This window comes from Actinoplanes sp. NPDC051346 (assembly GCF_040682215.1).
Lineage (GTDB): Bacteria > Actinomycetota > Actinomycetes > Mycobacteriales > Micromonosporaceae > Actinoplanes.
On the sequence record NZ_JBFBAJ010000011.1, the window covers coordinates 199,869 to 218,107 of the forward strand.

Annotated in this window: 12 protein-coding genes and 1 pseudogene; 7 read left to right on the plus strand and 6 right to left on the minus strand. The window is 68.8% G+C overall.

What is annotated here, in order from left to right; genetic code table 11:
* Positions 1 to 851 (minus strand): septum site-determining protein Ssd (ssd, locus tag AB0M36_RS26405; protein WP_364162139.1); only part of this gene is annotated, 851 nt, incomplete at its 3' end.
* Between the two features lie 369 nt (positions 852 to 1,220).
* Here ssd and AB0M36_RS26410 point away from each other — a divergent pair.
* Together AB0M36_RS26410 and AB0M36_RS26415 are read left to right on the plus strand one after the other, a co-directional pair.
* Positions 1,221 to 1,577, plus strand: a complete 357-nt coding sequence (locus AB0M36_RS26410; protein WP_364162142.1) for an STAS domain-containing protein — start codon at positions 1,221 to 1,223, stop codon at positions 1,575 to 1,577.
* A gap of 882 nt (positions 1,578 to 2,459) precedes the next feature.
* Entirely contained in the window at positions 2,460 to 3,260 is an 801-nt protein-coding gene (locus AB0M36_RS26415; protein ID WP_364162145.1) for an HAD-IB family hydrolase, read from the plus strand.
* 361 nt (positions 3,261 to 3,621) lie between these two features.
* Here the strand turns inward: AB0M36_RS26415 and AB0M36_RS26420 are convergent, their stop codons facing one another.
* Together AB0M36_RS26420 and AB0M36_RS26425 are read right to left on the minus strand one after the other, a co-directional pair.
* On the minus strand, positions 3,622 to 4,107 hold the full coding sequence (locus AB0M36_RS26420; RefSeq protein WP_364162148.1) for a PH domain-containing protein: 486 nt from the start codon (positions 4,105 to 4,107) through the stop codon (positions 3,622 to 3,624).
* Positions 4,108 to 4,153: 46 nt separating this feature from the next.
* Positions 4,154 to 4,897 (minus strand): oxidoreductase, encoded by a 744-nt coding sequence (locus AB0M36_RS26425; protein ID WP_364162151.1) that lies wholly within the window; start codon positions 4,895 to 4,897, stop codon positions 4,154 to 4,156.
* Between the two features lie 174 nt (positions 4,898 to 5,071).
* Here AB0M36_RS26425 and acs point away from each other — a divergent pair, with 174 nt between their 5' ends.
* The 5 genes from acs (at position 5,072) to AB0M36_RS26450 (ending at position 13,804) form a co-directional block, all read left to right on the plus strand.
* A complete protein-coding gene (gene acs, locus AB0M36_RS26430) occupies positions 5,072 to 7,057 on the plus strand; it encodes an acetate--CoA ligase (protein WP_364162154.1) in 1,986 nt (661 codons plus the stop codon).
* Positions 7,058 to 7,292: 235 nt separating this feature from the next.
* Positions 7,293 to 9,692: an immune inhibitor A domain-containing protein gene (locus AB0M36_RS26435; RefSeq protein ID WP_364162157.1), complete on the plus strand. Its 2,400-nt coding sequence runs from the start codon at positions 7,293 to 7,295 to the stop codon at positions 9,690 to 9,692.
* A 216-nt stretch (positions 9,693 to 9,908) separates the two neighbouring features.
* Positions 9,909 to 12,260: an immune inhibitor A domain-containing protein gene (locus tag AB0M36_RS26440; RefSeq protein ID WP_364162402.1), complete on the plus strand. Its 2,352-nt coding sequence runs from the start codon at positions 9,909 to 9,911 to the stop codon at positions 12,258 to 12,260.
* 116 nt (positions 12,261 to 12,376) lie between these two features.
* A complete protein-coding gene (locus tag AB0M36_RS26445; RefSeq protein ID WP_364162160.1) occupies positions 12,377 to 12,859 on the plus strand; it encodes a hypothetical protein in 483 nt (160 codons plus the stop codon).
* Between the two features lie 24 nt (positions 12,860 to 12,883).
* Positions 12,884 to 13,804, plus strand: a complete 921-nt coding sequence (locus tag AB0M36_RS26450; RefSeq protein WP_364162162.1) for an alpha/beta hydrolase — start codon at positions 12,884 to 12,886, stop codon at positions 13,802 to 13,804.
* Between the two features lie 69 nt (positions 13,805 to 13,873).
* Here the strand turns inward: AB0M36_RS26450 and AB0M36_RS26455 are convergent, their stop codons facing one another.
* The 3 genes and pseudogenes from AB0M36_RS26455 to AB0M36_RS26465 form a co-directional block, all read right to left on the minus strand.
* Complete coding sequence (locus tag AB0M36_RS26455; protein ID WP_364162165.1) at positions 13,874 to 14,236, minus strand: hypothetical protein; 363 nt, start codon at positions 14,234 to 14,236, stop codon at positions 13,874 to 13,876.
* Complete coding sequence (locus AB0M36_RS26460; protein WP_364162405.1) at positions 14,229 to 15,239, minus strand: SseB family protein; 1,011 nt, start codon at positions 15,237 to 15,239, stop codon at positions 14,229 to 14,231. Before AB0M36_RS26460 ends, AB0M36_RS26455 begins: the two co-directional genes overlap by 8 nt.
* A 2,121-nt stretch (positions 15,240 to 17,360) precedes the next feature.
* Positions 17,361 to 17,756, minus strand: a pseudogene (locus tag AB0M36_RS26465) (SseB family protein); the annotation flags it as partial.
* Between the last annotated feature and the right edge of the window lie 483 nt (positions 17,757 to 18,239).

The following is an 18,239-nucleotide window of genomic DNA, read 5'->3' on the forward strand; positions in this document are numbered from 1 at the left end:
GACGGCGATGGGGACGCTGATGGCGACAAAGATGGCGGCGACTGCCACCGCGGCGATTGCGCCGGCGATGCGAATGGGGACGGAGCTGGGAGTGGGGACGGAGCTGGGAGTGGGGACGGAGCTGGGAATGGCGACGGAGCTGGGAATGGCGACGGGGACGCCGGTGGCAGTGGCGGTGGCGGTGGTGGTGGTGGTGAGGCGTCGCGGTCGAAGGAGAGTAGGACCAGGTCGCCGCGTTGTGGGAGGGCCTTGAGTAGGGCTGACGGGTCTAGGTCGGTGCCTACCTCGGTTAGGGCGGGCCAGCGCAAACCGTCGACCTGCTCCCAGCCGAGCACCAGGTCGAGGCCGCCGCCTAGCGGGTCCGCGTCCAGGAGCAGGGTGCGTAGGCCTTCGCGGACGGCGGTCACGGCTAGACCACCTGCCAGGGTGCTTGCGCCCGCGCCGCCGCGGCCGCCTAGGACGGCGAGGACGCGGCCCTGGGGCGGTGGGTTGAGGCGGCGGGATGCGGCCAGGCGGTCGGTCAGCCATGGTTCGGCTGCGGGGAGCAGGGCGATGTGTTCCGCGCCGAGTGGCTCGGCCAGGTTCCAGGTGGTGAGCGCGATCGGCTCGTGGCCGACGATTATCAGTCGGGGGCGTCGGGGCAGTCGGGCGCGTAGGCAGGCCGCCGCCTGGTCGGCTCCGATCATGACGATGGGTGCGTGGGTGATGCGCGGGCGGGCCGCGGTCGGGTCGGCCGCCACCTCGATCTCCGTGCCGGCCGTGGCGGCGAGGCGGAGCAGGTCGTCGAGCAGGTCGGGGTCGCCGGTTACCAGCAGCGGCAGGGCAGGCGGCGGAGAGGTGGGGGCGGACATCGCGGCTCCAAATAGTGCGGCGAGACGGTGGGCTTCCCACCGGGGCGAGCAACGAAGCACACCCGGCAGGCAGCCAGAACACCCGCCGAGGCGAACCACGAAGCACGCCCCGGGAGGCGGCCGGTGACTCACGGTGCTTCCGCCCTAACGGGCGGCCGGGCACCCACCGTGGCGGGCGGACGGGTCGCACATCAACCGGCGGTCGCTTGCCTGTGGATAACTGGCGGGGTTGTGGACAACCCGTTCCTCACGGGACTGATCTGCTAGGACGGCAAGGGGCACACAGGCGTCGGGCGCGCGACAGACTTGGGGAGTGGATGGGGCTTTCGTTGGGTATGTTGTTTGGCGACACGGAGCGATGGAGTTGGCATGGAGAACCCGATCCGGCGCGCGCTCGGCGAGGACGGCACCGCCCACGTGATCGTGCTGGGTGAGGTTGACTTTTCCAACGCTGACGAGGTCGCCCAGACGATTCGGGACGCGGTTGTGGAGTGGTCGCCCGAGGAGATCCGGATCGACCTGTCGGACGCTACGTTCATTGATTCGACCGGGTTGGGCGCGCTGATCGAGGGTTACCGGGCGGCGAACGAGACGGAGAGTCGTTTCGTGGTTACGAATCCGAGCCCCGGCTTTCGTCGTGTGCTGTCGGTAACCGGGCTTTGCGAGTTGTTCGGCATGCCCGAGCACGAAGGGTCAGCCGACCTCAGCCAGGCCACCGGCGCCTAACCACCCCCGCCCGAGCAGGAAAAACCCGGCCGGACGCCAGGACAGCCGGCCGGACGAAACAGCGCCGAGGAAAGCTGGCCGGACGCCACACCGCCAGGGAAAGCTGGCCGGACGCCACACCGCCAGGGAAAGCTGGCCGGACACCACACCGCCACGGAAAGCTGGCCGGACACCACACCGCCAGGGAAAGCTGGCCGGACACCACACCGCCACGGAAAGCTGGCCGACGCCACACCGCCACGGAAAGCTGGCCGGACACCACACCGCCAGGGAAAGCTGGCCGGACGGAACCCGGCCGGGTGGAACGTGGATTGCCAGCCGGGCGAAACAGCGCCCCAAAGCCATCCACCGGAGCAGCGCCCCGAAACGCCCCCCGGAACCGCGCCAGGCACACCGGCCGCACACCGGCACCGCGCCAGGAAAGCCGACCGCGGCGCCCCAGGTCCGGGGCGTGCCGACCGGGGCAGGCAGAGCCCGCCGTGGCGCTCCAGCCCCTGGCCGGACCACCGCTCCCGCCCGGATGGTCGCTTCGCGGGTGTGCTGGTCCCACTGCGCTGTGTCCGTACCCGAAAAAGAGCGAAAGGAACGGCCCCCGTCGGGGGCGACGGGGGCCGTCCGAAGATTCGGCTCCGGGGGGGTCGAGCCGAATCGGTCTCGATGATCGCGGGGGGCGCAACCACCGAGAATCCTGTGCGGGAATGCGACCGCGGCGGAGTCCACGGGACGCAGCCGATATCGCCCGCGTGCGGGCAACATGAATCCCAGTCGCAACACAAGCATGCCTCAGTAGCGGGCCACCGTCGAGTACCCAGTGTCACCAGAAAGCCCACACGTGACGCCGAAAGCGTGACTGTGGGCGTCTTGCGGCTACACTTTCGGCCCGTGGGCCAGAGTGCCGCGTTTTTCGACCTCGACAAGACCGTCATCGCGAAGTCCAGTGCGCTGGCTTTCGGACGGCCTTTCTATCGCGATGGGCTCATCAGCCGGCGTGACGTGGTGAAGTCGGCCTACGCGCAGCTGATGTTCCGGCTTGGCGGCACCGACGAGCAGACCATGGCGCGCACGCGTGACTATCTCGCGGCGCTGTGTAAGGGCTGGAAGGTCGAGCAGGTGCGGCAGATTGTCGCGGAGACCCTGGAAGAGCTGATCAACCCGTACGTGTACGCCGAGGCAGCCATCCTCATCGGCGAGCACCAGGCGGCCGGGCGTGACGTCGTGCTGGTGTCGGCGTCGGGGGACGAGATGGTCCGTCCGATCGGCGCGCTGCTGGGCGTCACCGACATCATCGCGACGCGGATGGGCATCGTCGACGGGCGTTACAGCGGCGAGGTCGAGTTCTACGCGGCCGGGTCCAGCAAGGTTTACGGCGTGCGGCAGTTGGCACGGTCGCGGGGGTACGACCTTGCGGAGTGTTACGCATATTCGGATTCGAGCAGTGATCTGCCGCTGCTGGAGGCGGTCGGGCGCCCGAGTGTGGTGAACCCCGATCGGGGGCTGCGGCGGGTGGCCCTGGAACGCGCCTGGCCGGTGCTGGAGTTCCGGCATCCGGTTCCGTTGGGGCGGCGGCTGCGGGAGCGGCCGGCGGTGCCGCTCACGGCCGCGGCGTTGAGCGTTGGTGTAGGCGTGGCGATCGGCATCGCGATCTATGGCCGCCATCGGCGAACGCGGGCGGCGCTGACCTAAACCCGGGCGACAAGCGCCTGAAACCCAAGCGAGAAGCGCCCGAAACCCAGGCGACAAGCGTCTGAGCCGCGGGCGAGAAGCGCCCGAAAGCGCAGGCGACAAGCGTCTGACTAATGGCGGTTAGTAGCATTTGCCCTGGTGATCAAGGGCGGCACGGCGTAGAAAGGACTGGCGGGACCCCGAAGAACCACCAGCGGGTTCCGTGCACGGCCACCGGGAACCCACGCGCGATCAGCCACGGCAGGCACGTTGCGGCGGGACCCACCGGATTCCGGTGGGACTGTCGACAACGACCCAGGTGCACGCTTGATAACCCGGCCGGACGCGCAAGCGGCGGCGTCTCACCTGTGAGACGCCGTCCTTACATTTCCGCCCGCTGGGGAAAAGCCAGATGCCGGTTGCGCAGCTCGTGGTAGACCTCGCGGAACAGCTGCGGCCGCCGGTGGAAGTCGACGCCTTGCGCCCACAGCTCGGTGTTCACGGTGGATCCGTCGCGGCGTTCGATGAGCACGGTCATGCCGCCCTCGAGCTCCCAGCGGCCGATCTTGTTGGCGTGCCGGTGCAGGCGGACGTGGGCGATGTCGTCCCACCGCAGGGTCCGGGTCCGCAGCAGCCCGCGGATGCGCAGGGCGCCGGGGCTGACGTAGACGCCCATCTCGAGGATGCGCCAGCCGGCGATCACCCAGACCGCCGCCATGAGTACGGCGAGGACGCGGATGCCGACGCCGGTCAGCTCGAAGAGTCCGATGCTCGCCCAGCCCAGTAGCCCGAATGCCACCGCCTCCCAGCCGATGACCAGCCAGCGGCCGGTCCCGACGGAGTAGGGGCGAACCCACTCGTTTCCCACCTTCCCGAGTATGCCAACCGGGCCGGGGACGATTGCGGGTGAGCGCCTAATTGCCCGAAGGGGTCAGGACCTCGTTCCCGATCTCCTCTAGTTCCTCCGCGCCCGCCGACACGGCCGCGGCGTAGTGGCGCAGCCACGAACGGACGCCGTCGGGGGTGCCGGTCGCGTACGCGCCCGCCGAGCCGACGTACTCGGGCTCGCGCGCCAGGTGCCCCCGCTCGACGCCGATGAGACCGCGGATGTCGAAGCCGCGAGAGACGAGGGTGAGCCTCGCGGCGGCCCGCGCGACCACGCCGGCCGGACCCGCGAACGGCCGCAGGGTCAGCAGTTCGGCGTGCACGATGGCGGCCAGCAACAGCGGCGGCGTCCGCTCGTTGCCGGCCACCAGTCCGGCCAGCGCGTCGATCCGCTCGGCTCCGGAGAGCAGCCGGCCGAGGTCGCCGTCGGCCACCGCACCGCGCGCGGCCAGCATGTGCAGGCGGGCCAGCACCTGGCGGGGGGCGCGGGGCCAGAGATCGGCGAGCCCGTCGAGCCCCTCGGACACCCGCAGCGCGCCCTGCACCACCGGGTCGGTGACCGTGCCGGCGCGGACCTCGGCGAGGTCGTGGCGGTGGTCCTCGAGGGCGGCGCTCGACACCGCGGCGCGCAGGCCGACCTCGGCCGCCACCTGTCCGCCGTTGCGGCGCAGCGCGCGGTGCCGCAGGGCGGCGTCGACCTTGGCGCGGGCCTCGGCGAAGGCGGGCTCGACATCGGCGAGCCCGAGCAGCGGGGCCAGAGGATCGTTCGTCACAGGCCTAACCGTAGCGGTCAGGTGGCACTGCACAATTGGGCTTGGAAGTGGCAAGATTCGCGCAGGAGCGAGCAAAGTACTGCGCACGCGATGCCACTCCGCACTCGCCCGGGCAGGTGGGGCGGAACTAGTGTTCACAACAAGCAAAACGGTCACGGCAGAGGAGCCGCCCTCATGAGCGAAACCCTGGAGAATCTGTATTCGGAGACGCGGCAGTTCCCGCCGCCGGCCGAGCTCGCCGCCGCGGCGAACGTCAAGGCCGACGCCTACGAGCGGGCCGGCGCGGACCGGCTGGGGTTCTGGGAGGAGCAGGCCAAGCGGCTCACCTGGGCCAAGCAATGGGACCAGGTGCTGGACTGGTCGAACCCGCCGTTCGCCAAATGGTTCGTCGGCGGCGAGCTCAACATCGCGTACAACTGCGTCGACCGGCACGTCGAGGCCGGCCACGGCGACAAGGTCGCCATCCACTGGGAGGGCGAGCCGGGCGACACCCGCACGATCACCTACGCCGACCTGCTGCGCAGCGTCAGCCAGGCGGCCAACACCCTGACCGAGCTCGGTGTCACGGCCGGCGACCGGGTGGCGATCTACCTGCCGATGATCCCGGAGGCCGCGGTCGCGATGCTGGCCTGCGCGCGGATCGGTGCGATGCACAGCGTGGTCTTCGGCGGCTTCTCGGTCGACGCGCTGTCCACCCGCATCCAGGACGCCGACGCGAAGCTGGTGATCACGGCCGACGGCGGCTACCGCCGGGGCAAGCCGTCCGCCCTCAAGCCGACCGTCGACGAGGCGGTCGCGCAGTGCCCGAGCATCGAGCACGTCCTGGTCGTACGCCGCACCGGTGAGGACGTCGCCTGGGGCGAGAAGGACCTGTGGTGGCACGAGACGGTCGAGCAGGCGAGCGTCGAGCACGAGCCGCGGGCGTTCGACTCCGAGCACCCGCTCTTCATCCTCTACACCTCCGGGACGACGGGTAAGCCCAAGGGCATCCTGCACACGACCGGCGGCTACCTGACCCAGGCGTCGTACACGCATCACGCGATGTTCGATCTGAAGCCGGAGACCGACGTCTTCTGGTGCAGCGCCGACGTCGGCTGGGTCACCGGGCACTCGTACATCGTCTACGGCCCGCTCTCCAACGGCGCTACGCAGGTCATGTACGAGGGCACCCCGGACACCCCGCACAAGGGACGGTTCTGGGAGGTCATCGACAAGTACCAGGTCACCATCCTCTACACCGCGCCCACTCTCATCCGCACGATGATGAAGTGGGGCGAGGACATCCCGGCCAAGTACGACCTGTCCTCGCTGCGCATCCTGGGCAGCGTCGGCGAGCCGATCAACCCCGAGGCCTGGATGTGGTACCGCGCGAACATCGGGCATGACAACTGCCCGATCGTGGACACCTGGTGGCAGACCGAGACCGGCGCGGGAATGATCGCGCCGCTGCCCGGAGTGACCAGCACCAAGCCGGGTTCGGCGATGACACCGCTGCCGGGCATCTCCGCGGACGTGGTCGACGACCAGGCGCAATCGGTGCCGAACGGCGGCGGCGGTTTCCTCGTGTTGCGCGAGCCGTGGCCGTCGATGCTGCGGACGATCTGGGGCGACGACCAGCGCTTCCTCGACACGTACTGGTCGCGCTTCGGTAAGGGCGCGGGTACGGGCGAGGAGTGGATCTACTTCGCCGGCGACGGCGCGAAGAAGGACGAGGACGGCGCGCTCTGGCTGCTCGGCCGGGTCGACGACGTCATGCTGATCTCGGGTCACAACATCTCGACGACCGAGGTCGAGTCGGCGCTGGTCTCCCACCCGTCGGTGGCCGAGGCCGCGGTGGTGGGCGCGACGGACCCGACGACCGGACAGGCCATCGTCGCGTTCGCGATTCCGCGGGGAAACGTGGACACCGACGGCGAAGCGGGCGAGAAGCTCATCGGCGACCTGCGCACCCACGTGGCCAAGAAGCTGGGACCGATCGCCAAGCCGCGGCAGATCATGCTCGTGGCCGAGCTGCCCAAGACCCGTTCCGGCAAGATCATGCGTCGGTTGCTGCGGGACGTCGCTGAGCGCCGTTCCCTGGGCGATGTCACGACCCTTCAGGACTCCGCGGTCATGGACCTGATCTCGCAGGGAATGCGGAGCTCGAAGTCCGAGGATTGACATAGACGACTGTCCATTAACGGCGGCGGATCCGGCGACGGATCTGCCGCTGTTTCATGTGGACGGTCCATTTTCTGCCGTTTGCCGGAATGCGCGCGATGCCCCATCCACGGAAAGCAATCAACCATGATCAATCCGTTAGGACCCTTCCGATGCATCGCTCCATTTGCATACGTTCACCTGAGCCTCGAACCCGAGGCGGTCCACCGCCGTCGCTGCACAACAGCGCGCGGTCATGCCAACGGAGGTATACGTAGTGCGCAAGGTGGTCGTAGGACTGCTCGGCGCCGCGATGGTGACCAGCGTCGGAATCCTCATTCCGGCCGGCGCCACCGCTGCACCCCCGGTCGATCCCGGACCGGCGGTCAAGGCCGACGCGACACATGTGGATGATCTCCCCAACCCGCTCGAGGACAAGCGCCGCGCCCTGCGCGAGCAGGCGGTCGCCGACGTCATCAGCGGCGAGGCGAAAGCGATAAAGCGGAACGGCAGCACGGTCGTCAAGGTCGGCCGGACCCAGGGATCGGGTGTCACCAACCGCAAGATCGCAAAGTCCGGCACGGACCAGTACGTCGAGCTGGGCCGCGAACGGACCGACCGGATCTTCGTGATCCTGACCGAGTTCGGCAACGACCGGCACCCGAGCTACCCGGACGTCGACAGCAACCCGAACGTGCCCGGACCGACCACGTTCGAAGGTCCGCTGCACAACAAGATCCCCGCACCGAACCGCGCCGTCGACAACTCGACGGTCTGGCAGCCGGACTACAACCCCCAGCACTACCGGGACCTGTACTTCGCCGAGGGCGCGGACAAGGAATCGGTCAAGACCTACTTCGAGACCCAGTCGTCGGGGCGCTACAGCGTCGAGGGCAAGGTCACCGACTGGGTCAAGGTCAACTACAACGAGGCACGGTACGGCCGCGACCTCTGCGGCAGCAACGTCTGCAGCAACACCTGGGCGCTCGTGCGTGACGCGGCGAACAAGTGGGTCGCGGACCAGCAGGCGGCCGGCCGCACCGACGCCGAGATCGCCGCCGACATGAAGTCGTTCGACCAGTACGACCGCTACGACTTCGACAACGACGGCAACTTCAACGAGGCCGACGGCTACATCGACCACTTCCAGATCGTCCACGCCGGCGGCGACGCCGCGGACGGCGACCCGCAGCAGGGTGAGGACGCGATCTGGAGCCACCGCTGGTACGCGTACGGCACCGACCAGGGTCGCACCGGCCCGGTGGGCAACCTGCTCGGCGGCACGCAGATCGGCAACACCGGCATCTGGATCGGCGACTACACCATCCAGCCGGAGAACGGCGGCCTGAGCGTCTTCGTCCACGAGTACGGCCACGACCTGGGCCTGCCGGACGACTACGACACCTCCGGCGGCGGCGACAACAACAACGAGCACTGGACCCTGATGGCCCAGAGCCGCTTGTCCGCCGCGACCGACCAGGCCATCGGCACCCGCCCGGGTGACCTCGGTGCCTGGAACAAGCTCCAGCTCGGCTGGTTCGACTACGAGACCGTGGTCGCCGGCCAGAAGAAGACTCTCGAGCTCGGGCCGCAGGAATACAACACGGCCAAGGCGCAGGGCGTCGTGGTGGTGCTGCCCGACAAGGAAGTCACCACCGAGCTCGGCGCACCGTTCGCGGGTGAGGGCCAGTTCTTCTCCGGCAACGCGGACGATCTGAACAACTCCATGTCGCACGACATCGACCTGACCGGCAAGACCACCGCGGGCGTCACGCTCAAGGGCCGGTACGACATCGAGGCCGACTACGACTACCTCTACTTCGAGGCGTCGACGGACAACGGCAGCACCTGGACGCGGCTCGACGGCACGGTGAACGGCGCGCCGTTCCCGCGGGACGCCAGCAACACGCCGGCCCTGACCGGCAGCACCGGCGGCGCGTGGGCGGACATCGCGGTTCCGCTGAACGCGTACGCGGGCCAGAAGATCGCCTTCCGCCTGCACTACCTGACGGACGGCGGCGTCGCCGAGGGCGGCTTCTTCGGTGACGAGGTCACGATCACCGCGGACGGCGCGGTCGTGTCGGTGGACGGCGCCGAGGGTGACACCGCCTGGGAGCTCGACGGCTTCTCGATCGTCGGGGCCTCCTCGACCGAGGACTTCGACAACTTCTACATCGCCGGGCACCGCAGCTACGTTTCGTACGATAAATACCTTAAGACCGGCCCGTACTTCTTCGGCTACCAGCCGACGTTGCCGGACAAGGTGGACCACTACTCCTACCAGGAGGGTCTGCTCATTTCGTACTGGGACACCTCGCAGGTGGACAACAACACCAACGTGCACCCGGGATCGGGCCGCAACCTGATCATCGACGCGCACCCGGCGCCGTTCTACAACCTGCAGGGGCTGCCCTGGCGGGCGCGCATTCAGGTATACGACGCACCATTCAGCCTGAAGAAGGCGGATTCGTTCACCTTGCACATCAATGGCAAGCCCAGCTACATCCGGGGCCAGGCCGCGCAGCCGCAGTTCGACGACACCAAGAAGTACTTCTACGACGAGCTGCCGAACCACGGCGTAAAGCTTCCGGCGGTCGGCGTCAAGATCAAGGTCGTCGATGTCAATAACACTTCGATGAAGATCAAGATCGGGTGATCTAGGGACATAAGGAACGGCGCCCGGGGATTTTCCCCGGGCGCCGCCTCGTTTACAAAAAACTTTTTTCTGAGGTCTTCCACACATCCATTTTTTTGCATACCTTCACCAAAGCCCGATCAAGGGCCAGCTATACCGCTCGCTGCGTGGGCCGAGCGGTTTGTTCAACGGAGGTACGTAGTGCGCAAAGTAGTCGCTGGACTACTGGGCGCCGCGATGGTCACCAGCTTCGGGGCCCTGCTCCCGACTGTGGCTCAGGCGGCGCCCCCGGTGGAGCCGACAGTCTCGAACGCCAGCAAGGTGGACCCCGCTGACGAGCTCCCCAACCCGTTCGAGGACAAGCGCCGCGAACTGCGCGAGGAGGCCGTCAGCGCCGTCCTCAAGGGTGAGGCCAAGACGCAGAAGCGCGAAGGCAGCACCGTTGTCAAGGTCGGCAAGACCCGCGGCGGTGGCGAGACCAACCGCCGCGTCGCCAAGTCGGGCCAGGACCAGTACGTCGAGCTCGGCCGTGAGAAGACCGACAAGATCTTCGTGATCCTGGCGGAGTTCGGCAACGACCGGCACGCCAATTACCCCGACGTCGACAGCGACCCGAAGACCCCCGGTCCGACGACGTTCGAGGGCCCGCTGCACAACAAGATCCCGTCGCCCGACCGCACCAAGGACAACACCACGGTGTGGCAGCCCGACTACAACCGGGCGCACTTCCAGAAGATGTACTTCGGCGAGGGCAAGAACGTCGAGTCTCTGAAGACCTACTACGAGGCGCAGTCCTCGGGCCGGTACAGCGTCGAGGGCAAGGTCTCCGACTGGGTCAAGGTCAAGTACAACGAGGCCCGCTACGGTCGCGACTGCGACGTCACCGGCCTCTGCACCGACACCAACATGTGGGCGCTCGTCACCGACGCCGCCAACCAGTGGGTCGCCGACCAGAAGGCCGCCGGGCGCACCGACGCCCAGATCGCGGCGGACATGAAGTCCTTCGACCAGTGGGACCGCTACGACTTCGACGGCGACGGCGACTTCAACGAGTCCGACGGCTACATCGACCACTTCCAGATCGTCCACGCCGGCGGCGACCAGTCCGACGGCGACCCGCAGCAGGGTGAGGACGCCATCTGGGCGCACCGCTGGTACGCGTACAACACCTCGGCCGGCGTCACCGGCCCGGCCACCAACAAGGCCGGTGGCACGCAGATCGGCAACACCGGCGTCTGGATCGGTGACTACACCGTCCAGCCCGAGAACGGTGGCCTGAGCGTCTTCGCTCACGAGTACGGCCACGACCTCGGCCTCCCGGACGACTACGACACGTCCGGCAAGGGCTCGAACATGAACAGCGAGTACTGGACGCTGATGGCGCAGAGCCGCCTGTCGGCCGCTGGCGAGCCCCTCGGCACGCGTCCCGGCGACCTCGGCGCCTGGAACAAGATGCAGCTCGGCTGGCTCGACTACGAGACCGTCGTCGCGGGTCAGAAGAAGACCCTCGAGCTCGGCCCGCAGGAGTACAACAGCAAGAAGGCCCAGGCCGCTGTCGTCGTCCTGCCGGACAAGGAGGTCACCACCGACCTCGGCGCCCCGTTCGCCGGCACCAAGCAGTACTTCTCCGGCAACGAGGACGACCTGAACACCGCGCTGTCCAAGGCGGTCGACCTGACCGGCAAGACCAGCGCCGCGTTCGACCTCAAGGGCCGCTACAACATCGAAGAGGGCTACGACTACCTCTACGTCGAGGCCTCGGAGAACGGCAAGGACTGGACGCCGATCGACGGCACCATCGACGGCGCGCCCTTCGGCAAGGACGGCGCGGAGCCCGGCCGCCCGACGATCTCCGGCACCAGCGGTGGCGCGTGGAAGTCCATCCACGTTCCGCTCGACGCGTACGCCGGCAAGAAGATCCAGGTCCGGCTGCACTACATCACCGACGGTGGCGTCTCCTCGGGCGGCTTCTTCGGTGACGACCTGACCATCACGGCGGACGGCGCCGCTGTCTCCACCGACGGTGCCGAGGGCACCCCGGAGTGGACCGCGGACAAGTTCCAGGTGGTCGGCAACTCGATCACGGCGCTGTACGACAACTTCTACATCGCCGGCAACCGCACCTACACGTCGTACGACAAGTACCTGAAGACGGGCCCGTACAACATCGGCTGGGCTGACACCAAGCCGGACTGGGCCGAGCACTTCGCGTACCAGCAGGGTCTGCTGATCTCGTACAACGACACGTCGGTCGCCGACAACAACACCAACGTGCACCCCGGTTCGGGCCGCAACCTGATCATCGACGCGCACCCGGAGCCGCTGTACAACCTCGAGGGCCAGCCCTGGCGTTCGCGGATCCAGATGTACGACGCCCCGTTCGGCCTGGCCAAGGCCGACTCGATGACGCTGCACATCAACGGCAAGGCCAGCTACGTCCGTGGCCAGTCCGCGCAGGCGACCTTCGACGACACCAAGAAGTACTTCTACGACGAGTTCCCGGCCGTGGGCGTCAAGCTTCCGGCCGCGGGCGTCAAGATCAAGGTTGTCGAGCAGGACGGCACCTCGATCAAGATCAAGATTTCCTGATCCACCGCACCACCTGACGCCCGGGGGCCTCGGCCCCCGGGCGTCACCCTTTTCCCCCGGCAGAGTCGGGAACCCTCCACGCCGAAATCGGGTCTCACTCACGGAGGTGCCACACCATGTCCCTTTTCCGTACGGCCACCGCAACGTCCCTGGTCGTCGTGTTTCTGACCGCCTGCTCCGCCCCGGAAACCACCGCCGGCGGCAACTCCGTGCCCGTCCCGCCCAGCGCGGCCCCCTCGGCGCTGGCGGCATCCCCGCCGGCTCCCTCAGCGGTCCCGTCCTCCCCGCAGGCCACACCCCACAACTCGGTCGCCACCGGAGCGCCGCCCGGCGTGCGCAAGCCCCCCGGCATCCCGAAGACCCCCACCGACATCATCAAAAGCCCCGGCTGGACCGAAGGCTGGATCACCCGCGGCGGCACCGGCCCCTGCTACGGGCTCGCCGACGTCGACGGCAAGCCGTACGCGGTCTACTCGGACGCCGGCACCCCCCTGATGAAGGGCGCACACGTCCGCGTCCGCCTCGTACCCTCCGAGCTGCGCATCAACTGCGGCGAAGGCACCCAGATGCAGATGGAGGCCGTGGAACAGATCCCATAGCCGAAGGCCCGTACGCTGGAGCGCATGAGTTCGCAGGTGGACGAGGCGTGCGTCCTGACAGAGGGACCCTGGACCCACCGCTTCGTCGGTGCCAACGGCAGCCGGTTCCACGTCGTCGAGGCCGGAACCGGCCCGCTCGTGCTGCTGTTGCACGGATTCCCCGAATTCTGGTGGGCCTGGCACGACATGCTCCCCCGGATCGCCGACGCGGGCTTCCGGGCCGTCGCGATCGACCTCCGCGGCTACGGCGCCAGCGACAAACCACCCCGCGGCTACGACGGCTACACCATGGCCGCCGACGTCACCGGACTGATCCGCGCCCTCGGCGAACGCTCGGCGATGATCGTCGGCTCGGGCGCGGGCGGCATGATCGGCTGGACGGCCGCCGCCTTCCACCCCAAAATGGTGAGCCGCCTCGTCGTCCTCGGCGCGGCACACCCGCTACGGCTGCGCGTCGCCCTCTTCGCCGACCCCCGAGGCCAGATCGCGGCGACGGCACCGACCCTCAAATTCCAGGTCCCCCGCTACGAACACGTCCTGACCAAGGACGACGCGGCAGTGGTCGGCGAACTGATCGAACGGTGGAGCGGTCCGACGTGGACGGCCACGCCGCAGTACGCGGAGTATTCCGCCCGCTGCCGAGAAGCGATGCAGATCCCACAGGCGGCGTTCTGCGCGCTGGAGGCGTACCGGTGGGTGTTCCGCTCGGCGTTGCGTTTGCAGGGCTACCGCTTCGTGAAGCTGATGCAGCGCCCGTTGATCACCCCCACGCTCCAGATGCACGGGGCTCTGGACACGGCGGTGCTGCCGAGAACCGCACAGGGATCGGGCCGCTATGTGCTCGCGCAGTACGAGTGGCGGCTCATCGAGGACGCGGGACACTTCCTGCATCTGGAACAGCCTGACGTGGTGACCGGCGAGATCCTGCGCTGGCTGAAGGCCTGACACCCGCTCGCAGCTCGGTTGCGGGCTGCGTTGACTGACTGACGCGGCGCCTGCTCCGCCCGGGGTCGGTCAGACGCGGTGTTCGTAGAGGTCGGAGACCTCGTGAGCCGGAGCCCAGCCCTGATACACGCCGAAGTCGAACTCCTCCAGCCCCAGCGAACGAGCAACCGGCGCCCGGCCGCCCGTGTACTCCACCCGAAGCCAGTTGTCGGCCTCGGCCAGCACGATGAACGGCTGGCCGCGCCACGAGCAGGTGGTGCGGACGTACACGAGGTCAGTGAACTCCTCGGGCCGCAGCACCCGGACAAACCGCCCCGGCCGCACCTCCTCGAAGTCGGCTCCCGGCTCCGGCGCATAGATGCGGACGTTCTGCCCATCGGGCGCGGCGTCGTACTCGCGCCCCTGCCACGTCACGACGTACCCGTCACGCATCGTCCTCGCCCACCTTGCGCCAGATCGGAGCGTCACAGTCGAAGATCGCGATGACCCGCTCGCCGCCGTCGGCGTCGATGCGCCACAACTGCGCGCCGTGCGGCAGTCGGACACTGTCCACCTTGAACTCGGCGATCACGTCGCTGCCCTCACCCGGGGCGAAACCGTTGCCGCGGAACGGCGCCCGCTCGATCACCCAGCCGTCCATGGCCCGCAGTGCCTGCTCGCTCTGGCCGCCGTACGGAATGCGGTAGAGGCTGGGCCGGTAAGCCGGCCAGCGGAGCACGAACGCCTCCTTGGCGTCGGCCTGATAGGGCGACCCGTCGTGGAGCAGGCCCAATGCGGCGAAGATCTCCCCGGGACTACGCAGATGCTCGACCTCGGCGGCGCGATGCACAAAGCCGGCAACCCGGTCGTATCCCCGCTCCAGGTAGTAGTCGACCTGCTCGGCAGGAACCATCTTCTGCATCGTGGTAGGCACCGCCTCGGCCTCGGGCCGCCCTTCCCGCAGCGCCAACGCGGCTCCGCCTTCGACACCCCCCTCGGCGTCCCGCAGGCCCGCGTCGGCTGGATCATCGCCCAGGCCGGCCTCAAGAGCCCAACTCGCGAGGGCAATGACCTGCGGGCCGGGATACCTCGCCCCGACCGCGGACCCGGGATTGACCGCGAAAGACCAGGCGGCGTCGGGCCAGTTCCGGATGAGCTCGACAAACCGGACCGCCACCGTACGGACGGGCTCGGCGTAGTGCTCAGCCAGCCGGTCACGGCTGGTGAACACGACAAGGAACCGACCGCCGTCCACATCCTCGGTCCGGAACCGGAACCCGGACTCCCCGGGAGCACTCCCCGGCCGCGAATCAGGCGCGACAGGCACGAGAACGGTGGCGAGCAGCAAGGTGGAGAGGAAAGCGTCGGTGCTGTGATCGAGGGTGGCGTGATAGAGATCCCGCTCGACCTCGTTGGCCGGCACGAAGTCGTCCTCGTCAGGCAAGTCCGGAGGCATCGGCCGAGCCTGCGCCCGGTCCGTACCGGGTCCGAAGCGCTGATCGTCCGCCGGCCCGTCGGCGCGCTCTCCCGCTTGCGCGGCTTTCCCGTGTTCCCAACTCTCCGATTCACCACCGCCGGAGCGCGGTCCCACCGCAGCCCCACCCTCGAACCCAGCGGCGCTCGGCACGGCATCTTCGGACCCGGCCGCCGCTCGCTGAGCCTGAGCCGCCGACGCGGCAACGGGCCTGGTCGGCAGCCCACTCCCCGTCGGTGCAGAGGGCTCCTGCGAACTCACGGCGCCGCCCGCACCCGGGATGACGGGCGGAACGATGCTGGGCCGCTTGCTCGGAGCCGGCTCACTGGGGTTCGACTGGCTTGCGACGTCCTGCGGTTTGGTAGCGGAAGCGCCCGCCTCGCCCTTGGCGGCGAGGGCCTGCGCGGCCGCCGCCATCGAGGCGGGACGCTCGGACGGCGAGGTGACCTGCCGCCGAGGAAGCCCGCCGGAACCCAGATGCTCCTTCTCCGCCGACGAATCCGTGCCGCGCTCAGCGGAACCATCGCCGGGCGCGCTGCTGGCGTCCTCCGCCGCACTCTTAGCAGCGGAAGCATCCTGGCCAGTCGCGACGTCCTGGTCCTCTGCGGCGCCCGGCGTGGGAGCGGCGTCGGACTGGGGCGGTGGTGCGATGTGGGTGGGTAGCGGTGGGGTCTGGGCCATCGGCTTACGCGTTGGCAGGGGTGCGTCAGGTCGTTGGAGAGGGGGCAGGCTTGGAACGCCAGCCTGAGTGCCCTCAGTAGCGGTTGCTTGCGTGTCACCGCTCGCTTGCGTGCCACCCGCTGCTTGTGCGCCACCGCTCGCTTGGGTGCTGCCACCTGCCGGCGTGCCACCACCTGCTTGCGCGCTGCCACCTGCTGGCAGGACGGCGCCTGGTTGCGTGCCAGCGTCGCTGGACGGAGTGCCGGCGCCTGGTTGCGTGCCAGCGTCGCTGGACGGAGTGCCGGCGCCGCCTGACGAGGTTGCGGGGTGGCCGGCGGACGAGGAGCCTGAGGTGTCCGGCTCGGCCTGAGCGCCGGAGCGGTTTCCGAGTGCGTCCAACGCGCTGGGACTGCCCGCCGGAGCCGTCGTGCCTGACCTGCTCGCAAGCGCGTCCAAGGCACTTCCGGGCGTCACCGCCGAGCCGGCGGAAGCCCTCGATGCCTCAGGAGAGGCCCACTCCTCCGGCTGAGCGGTCGACGATGAGGCGGGCGGGGCCGGCGGCGCGGCAGGCATGCTCGACTCCGGATGCTGCGCCCGGTCCTGACCGCCTGCGCCCACCGTGAACCCACTGAAGGAAGAAACGCTCCCAGGCCCGCCCATCCCCGGCGGCGTCGTCGGCACGCGCGAAGGCAGTCCGCTGGGCAGAACACCCCCCGGAGTGCGGACGGGAAGCCCGCCCGGACCGGTCGTCAGCGCCTCGGAAGGCTGCCCACCGGGCTGCTGACCGCTCCCTGACGGCCCGGAAGGATTCCGAGCTGGCAAGGTTCCGGGCATTCCGCTCTCGCCGTAGCGAGCCGCAGCGGAACCACCCGGACCAGCGCCGTATACACCCGCTGTCCCGGCGGACCCCCGATCCCCCGGCCCGCCATACCCTGGCGTCGCATCCGGGCCTTGACCGCCGGCCGCGCCATAACCAGCGCTTTCGGAACCCGCGCCCTGGCCGCCCGCAGCGCCGTAACCGGCACCTTGACCGCCCGCAGCGCCATAACCAGGACCCTGACCGCCCGCAGCGCTGTAGCCAGCACCCTGACCGCCAGCATCGCGGTAGCCAGCACCCTGACCGCCAGCATCGCGGTAGTCGGCTCCGTAGCCGGAAGCGGCGGAGTCGTAGCCAGGCGCAGTGCCGCCATAGCCAGAGTCAGCGGATGCATTGCCGACGGCGGCGGATTCGTAGCCGCTCCCCTGCCGGCCGGCACCCTGGTCCATCCCCGGCGCACCGCCGCGGTGATAAGGGTCGGCGCTGGCAGCACCCGCAGCGACACCATAGCCAGCGGGAACCGGACCGCCCGAAGCCGGCGACGCGAAGCCCTGGCCAGCGTTGGACGCCGCCGCCTGCATGTCCTTGAACCGGCTGGTGGCATCCCCACCCTCGCGAGCGGGCCCGCGGGTGGGTAGACGCAGGTCACCGCGGCTGAGCTGCGCGATGAACCAGGCCGGTAGGTATCCCTCGATCGGCAGGCCGGGATTGACCGCCAGCCACCATTCGAGGTTGGGCCAGGTCTCGGCAAGCTCCGCGTACGCGACCCGGCGCGCAGTGCCGGTGTAATCCGACAAACAAGCCTGAAGAGCCGCAGACGACGTAAAGGCGAGCACATGCGTGCGGCCGCCGGTGCTCCACGTGCCCCAACCCATCGGCGCGAGGCCGGCAAGGGCGTCCTCGGAAACGGGGAGGAGCAGGTCGACGCCGGCGAGAATACGGAAGTAGGACTCCTGGTCGTCGGTGCGCAGGGCGTTGCGCATCGCGGCTTCGGCGTCCGTAGCCGGTTCCCACTCGGTCACGTCCACCTCTCCCTTCGCGGCGAACGGGCCACCTCAACGCGTACAACCTACAAGGTCAGGCCCCGATCACAATGGGCGGCCGCACGCATACAGCGAACCAACCTTCCCACCACCGCGATAGTCGCGCTCCGACACCTCCCGATAACAACAAGTAGCCACAATTGGGGAAGACACCCCCAAGGCCAATGATCTCGACTCAGATTCCGGCCGCCACCCGCCACCACCGCGCCAGCGACGCCAAGCGCACCCAACCCCGCCTAGTCCTGCTTACTGCGGAGTTGACGCTCCCTACCGCTCGAGATGCCACAGCGCCGGACCACTCGGATCACCCAGTGCCCACACCGCCCGAGATGCCGCAGCGCCCGCACCCTTCGACTTGGTGCAACGCCCACACCGCCCGAGATGCCGCAGCGCCCGCACCCTTCGACTTGGTGCAACGCCCACACCGCCCGAGATGCCGCAGCGCCCGCACCCTTCGACTTG

Coding starts and splice junctions, on each gene's coding strand:
- AB0M36_RS26410 (WP_364162142.1), top strand. CDS start 1,221: ATGGAGAACCCGATCCGGCGCGCGCTCGGCGAGGACGGCACCGCCCAC.
- acs (WP_364162154.1), top strand. CDS start 5,072: ATGAGCGAAACCCTGGAGAATCTGTATTCGGAGACGCGGCAGTTCCCG.
- AB0M36_RS26435 (WP_364162157.1), top strand. CDS start 7,293: ATGCCAACGGAGGTATACGTAGTGCGCAAGGTGGTCGTAGGACTGCTC.
- AB0M36_RS26440 (WP_364162402.1), top strand. CDS start 9,909: ATGGTCACCAGCTTCGGGGCCCTGCTCCCGACTGTGGCTCAGGCGGCG.
- AB0M36_RS26445 (WP_364162160.1), top strand. CDS start 12,377: ATGTCCCTTTTCCGTACGGCCACCGCAACGTCCCTGGTCGTCGTGTTT.
- AB0M36_RS26450 (WP_364162162.1), top strand. CDS start 12,884: ATGAGTTCGCAGGTGGACGAGGCGTGCGTCCTGACAGAGGGACCCTGG.
- AB0M36_RS26455 (WP_364162165.1), bottom strand. CDS start 14,236: ATGCGTGACGGGTACGTCGTGACGTGGCAGGGGCGCGAGTACGACGCC.
- AB0M36_RS26460 (WP_364162405.1), bottom strand. CDS start 15,239: ATGCCTCCGGACTTGCCTGACGAGGACGACTTCGTGCCGGCCAACGAG.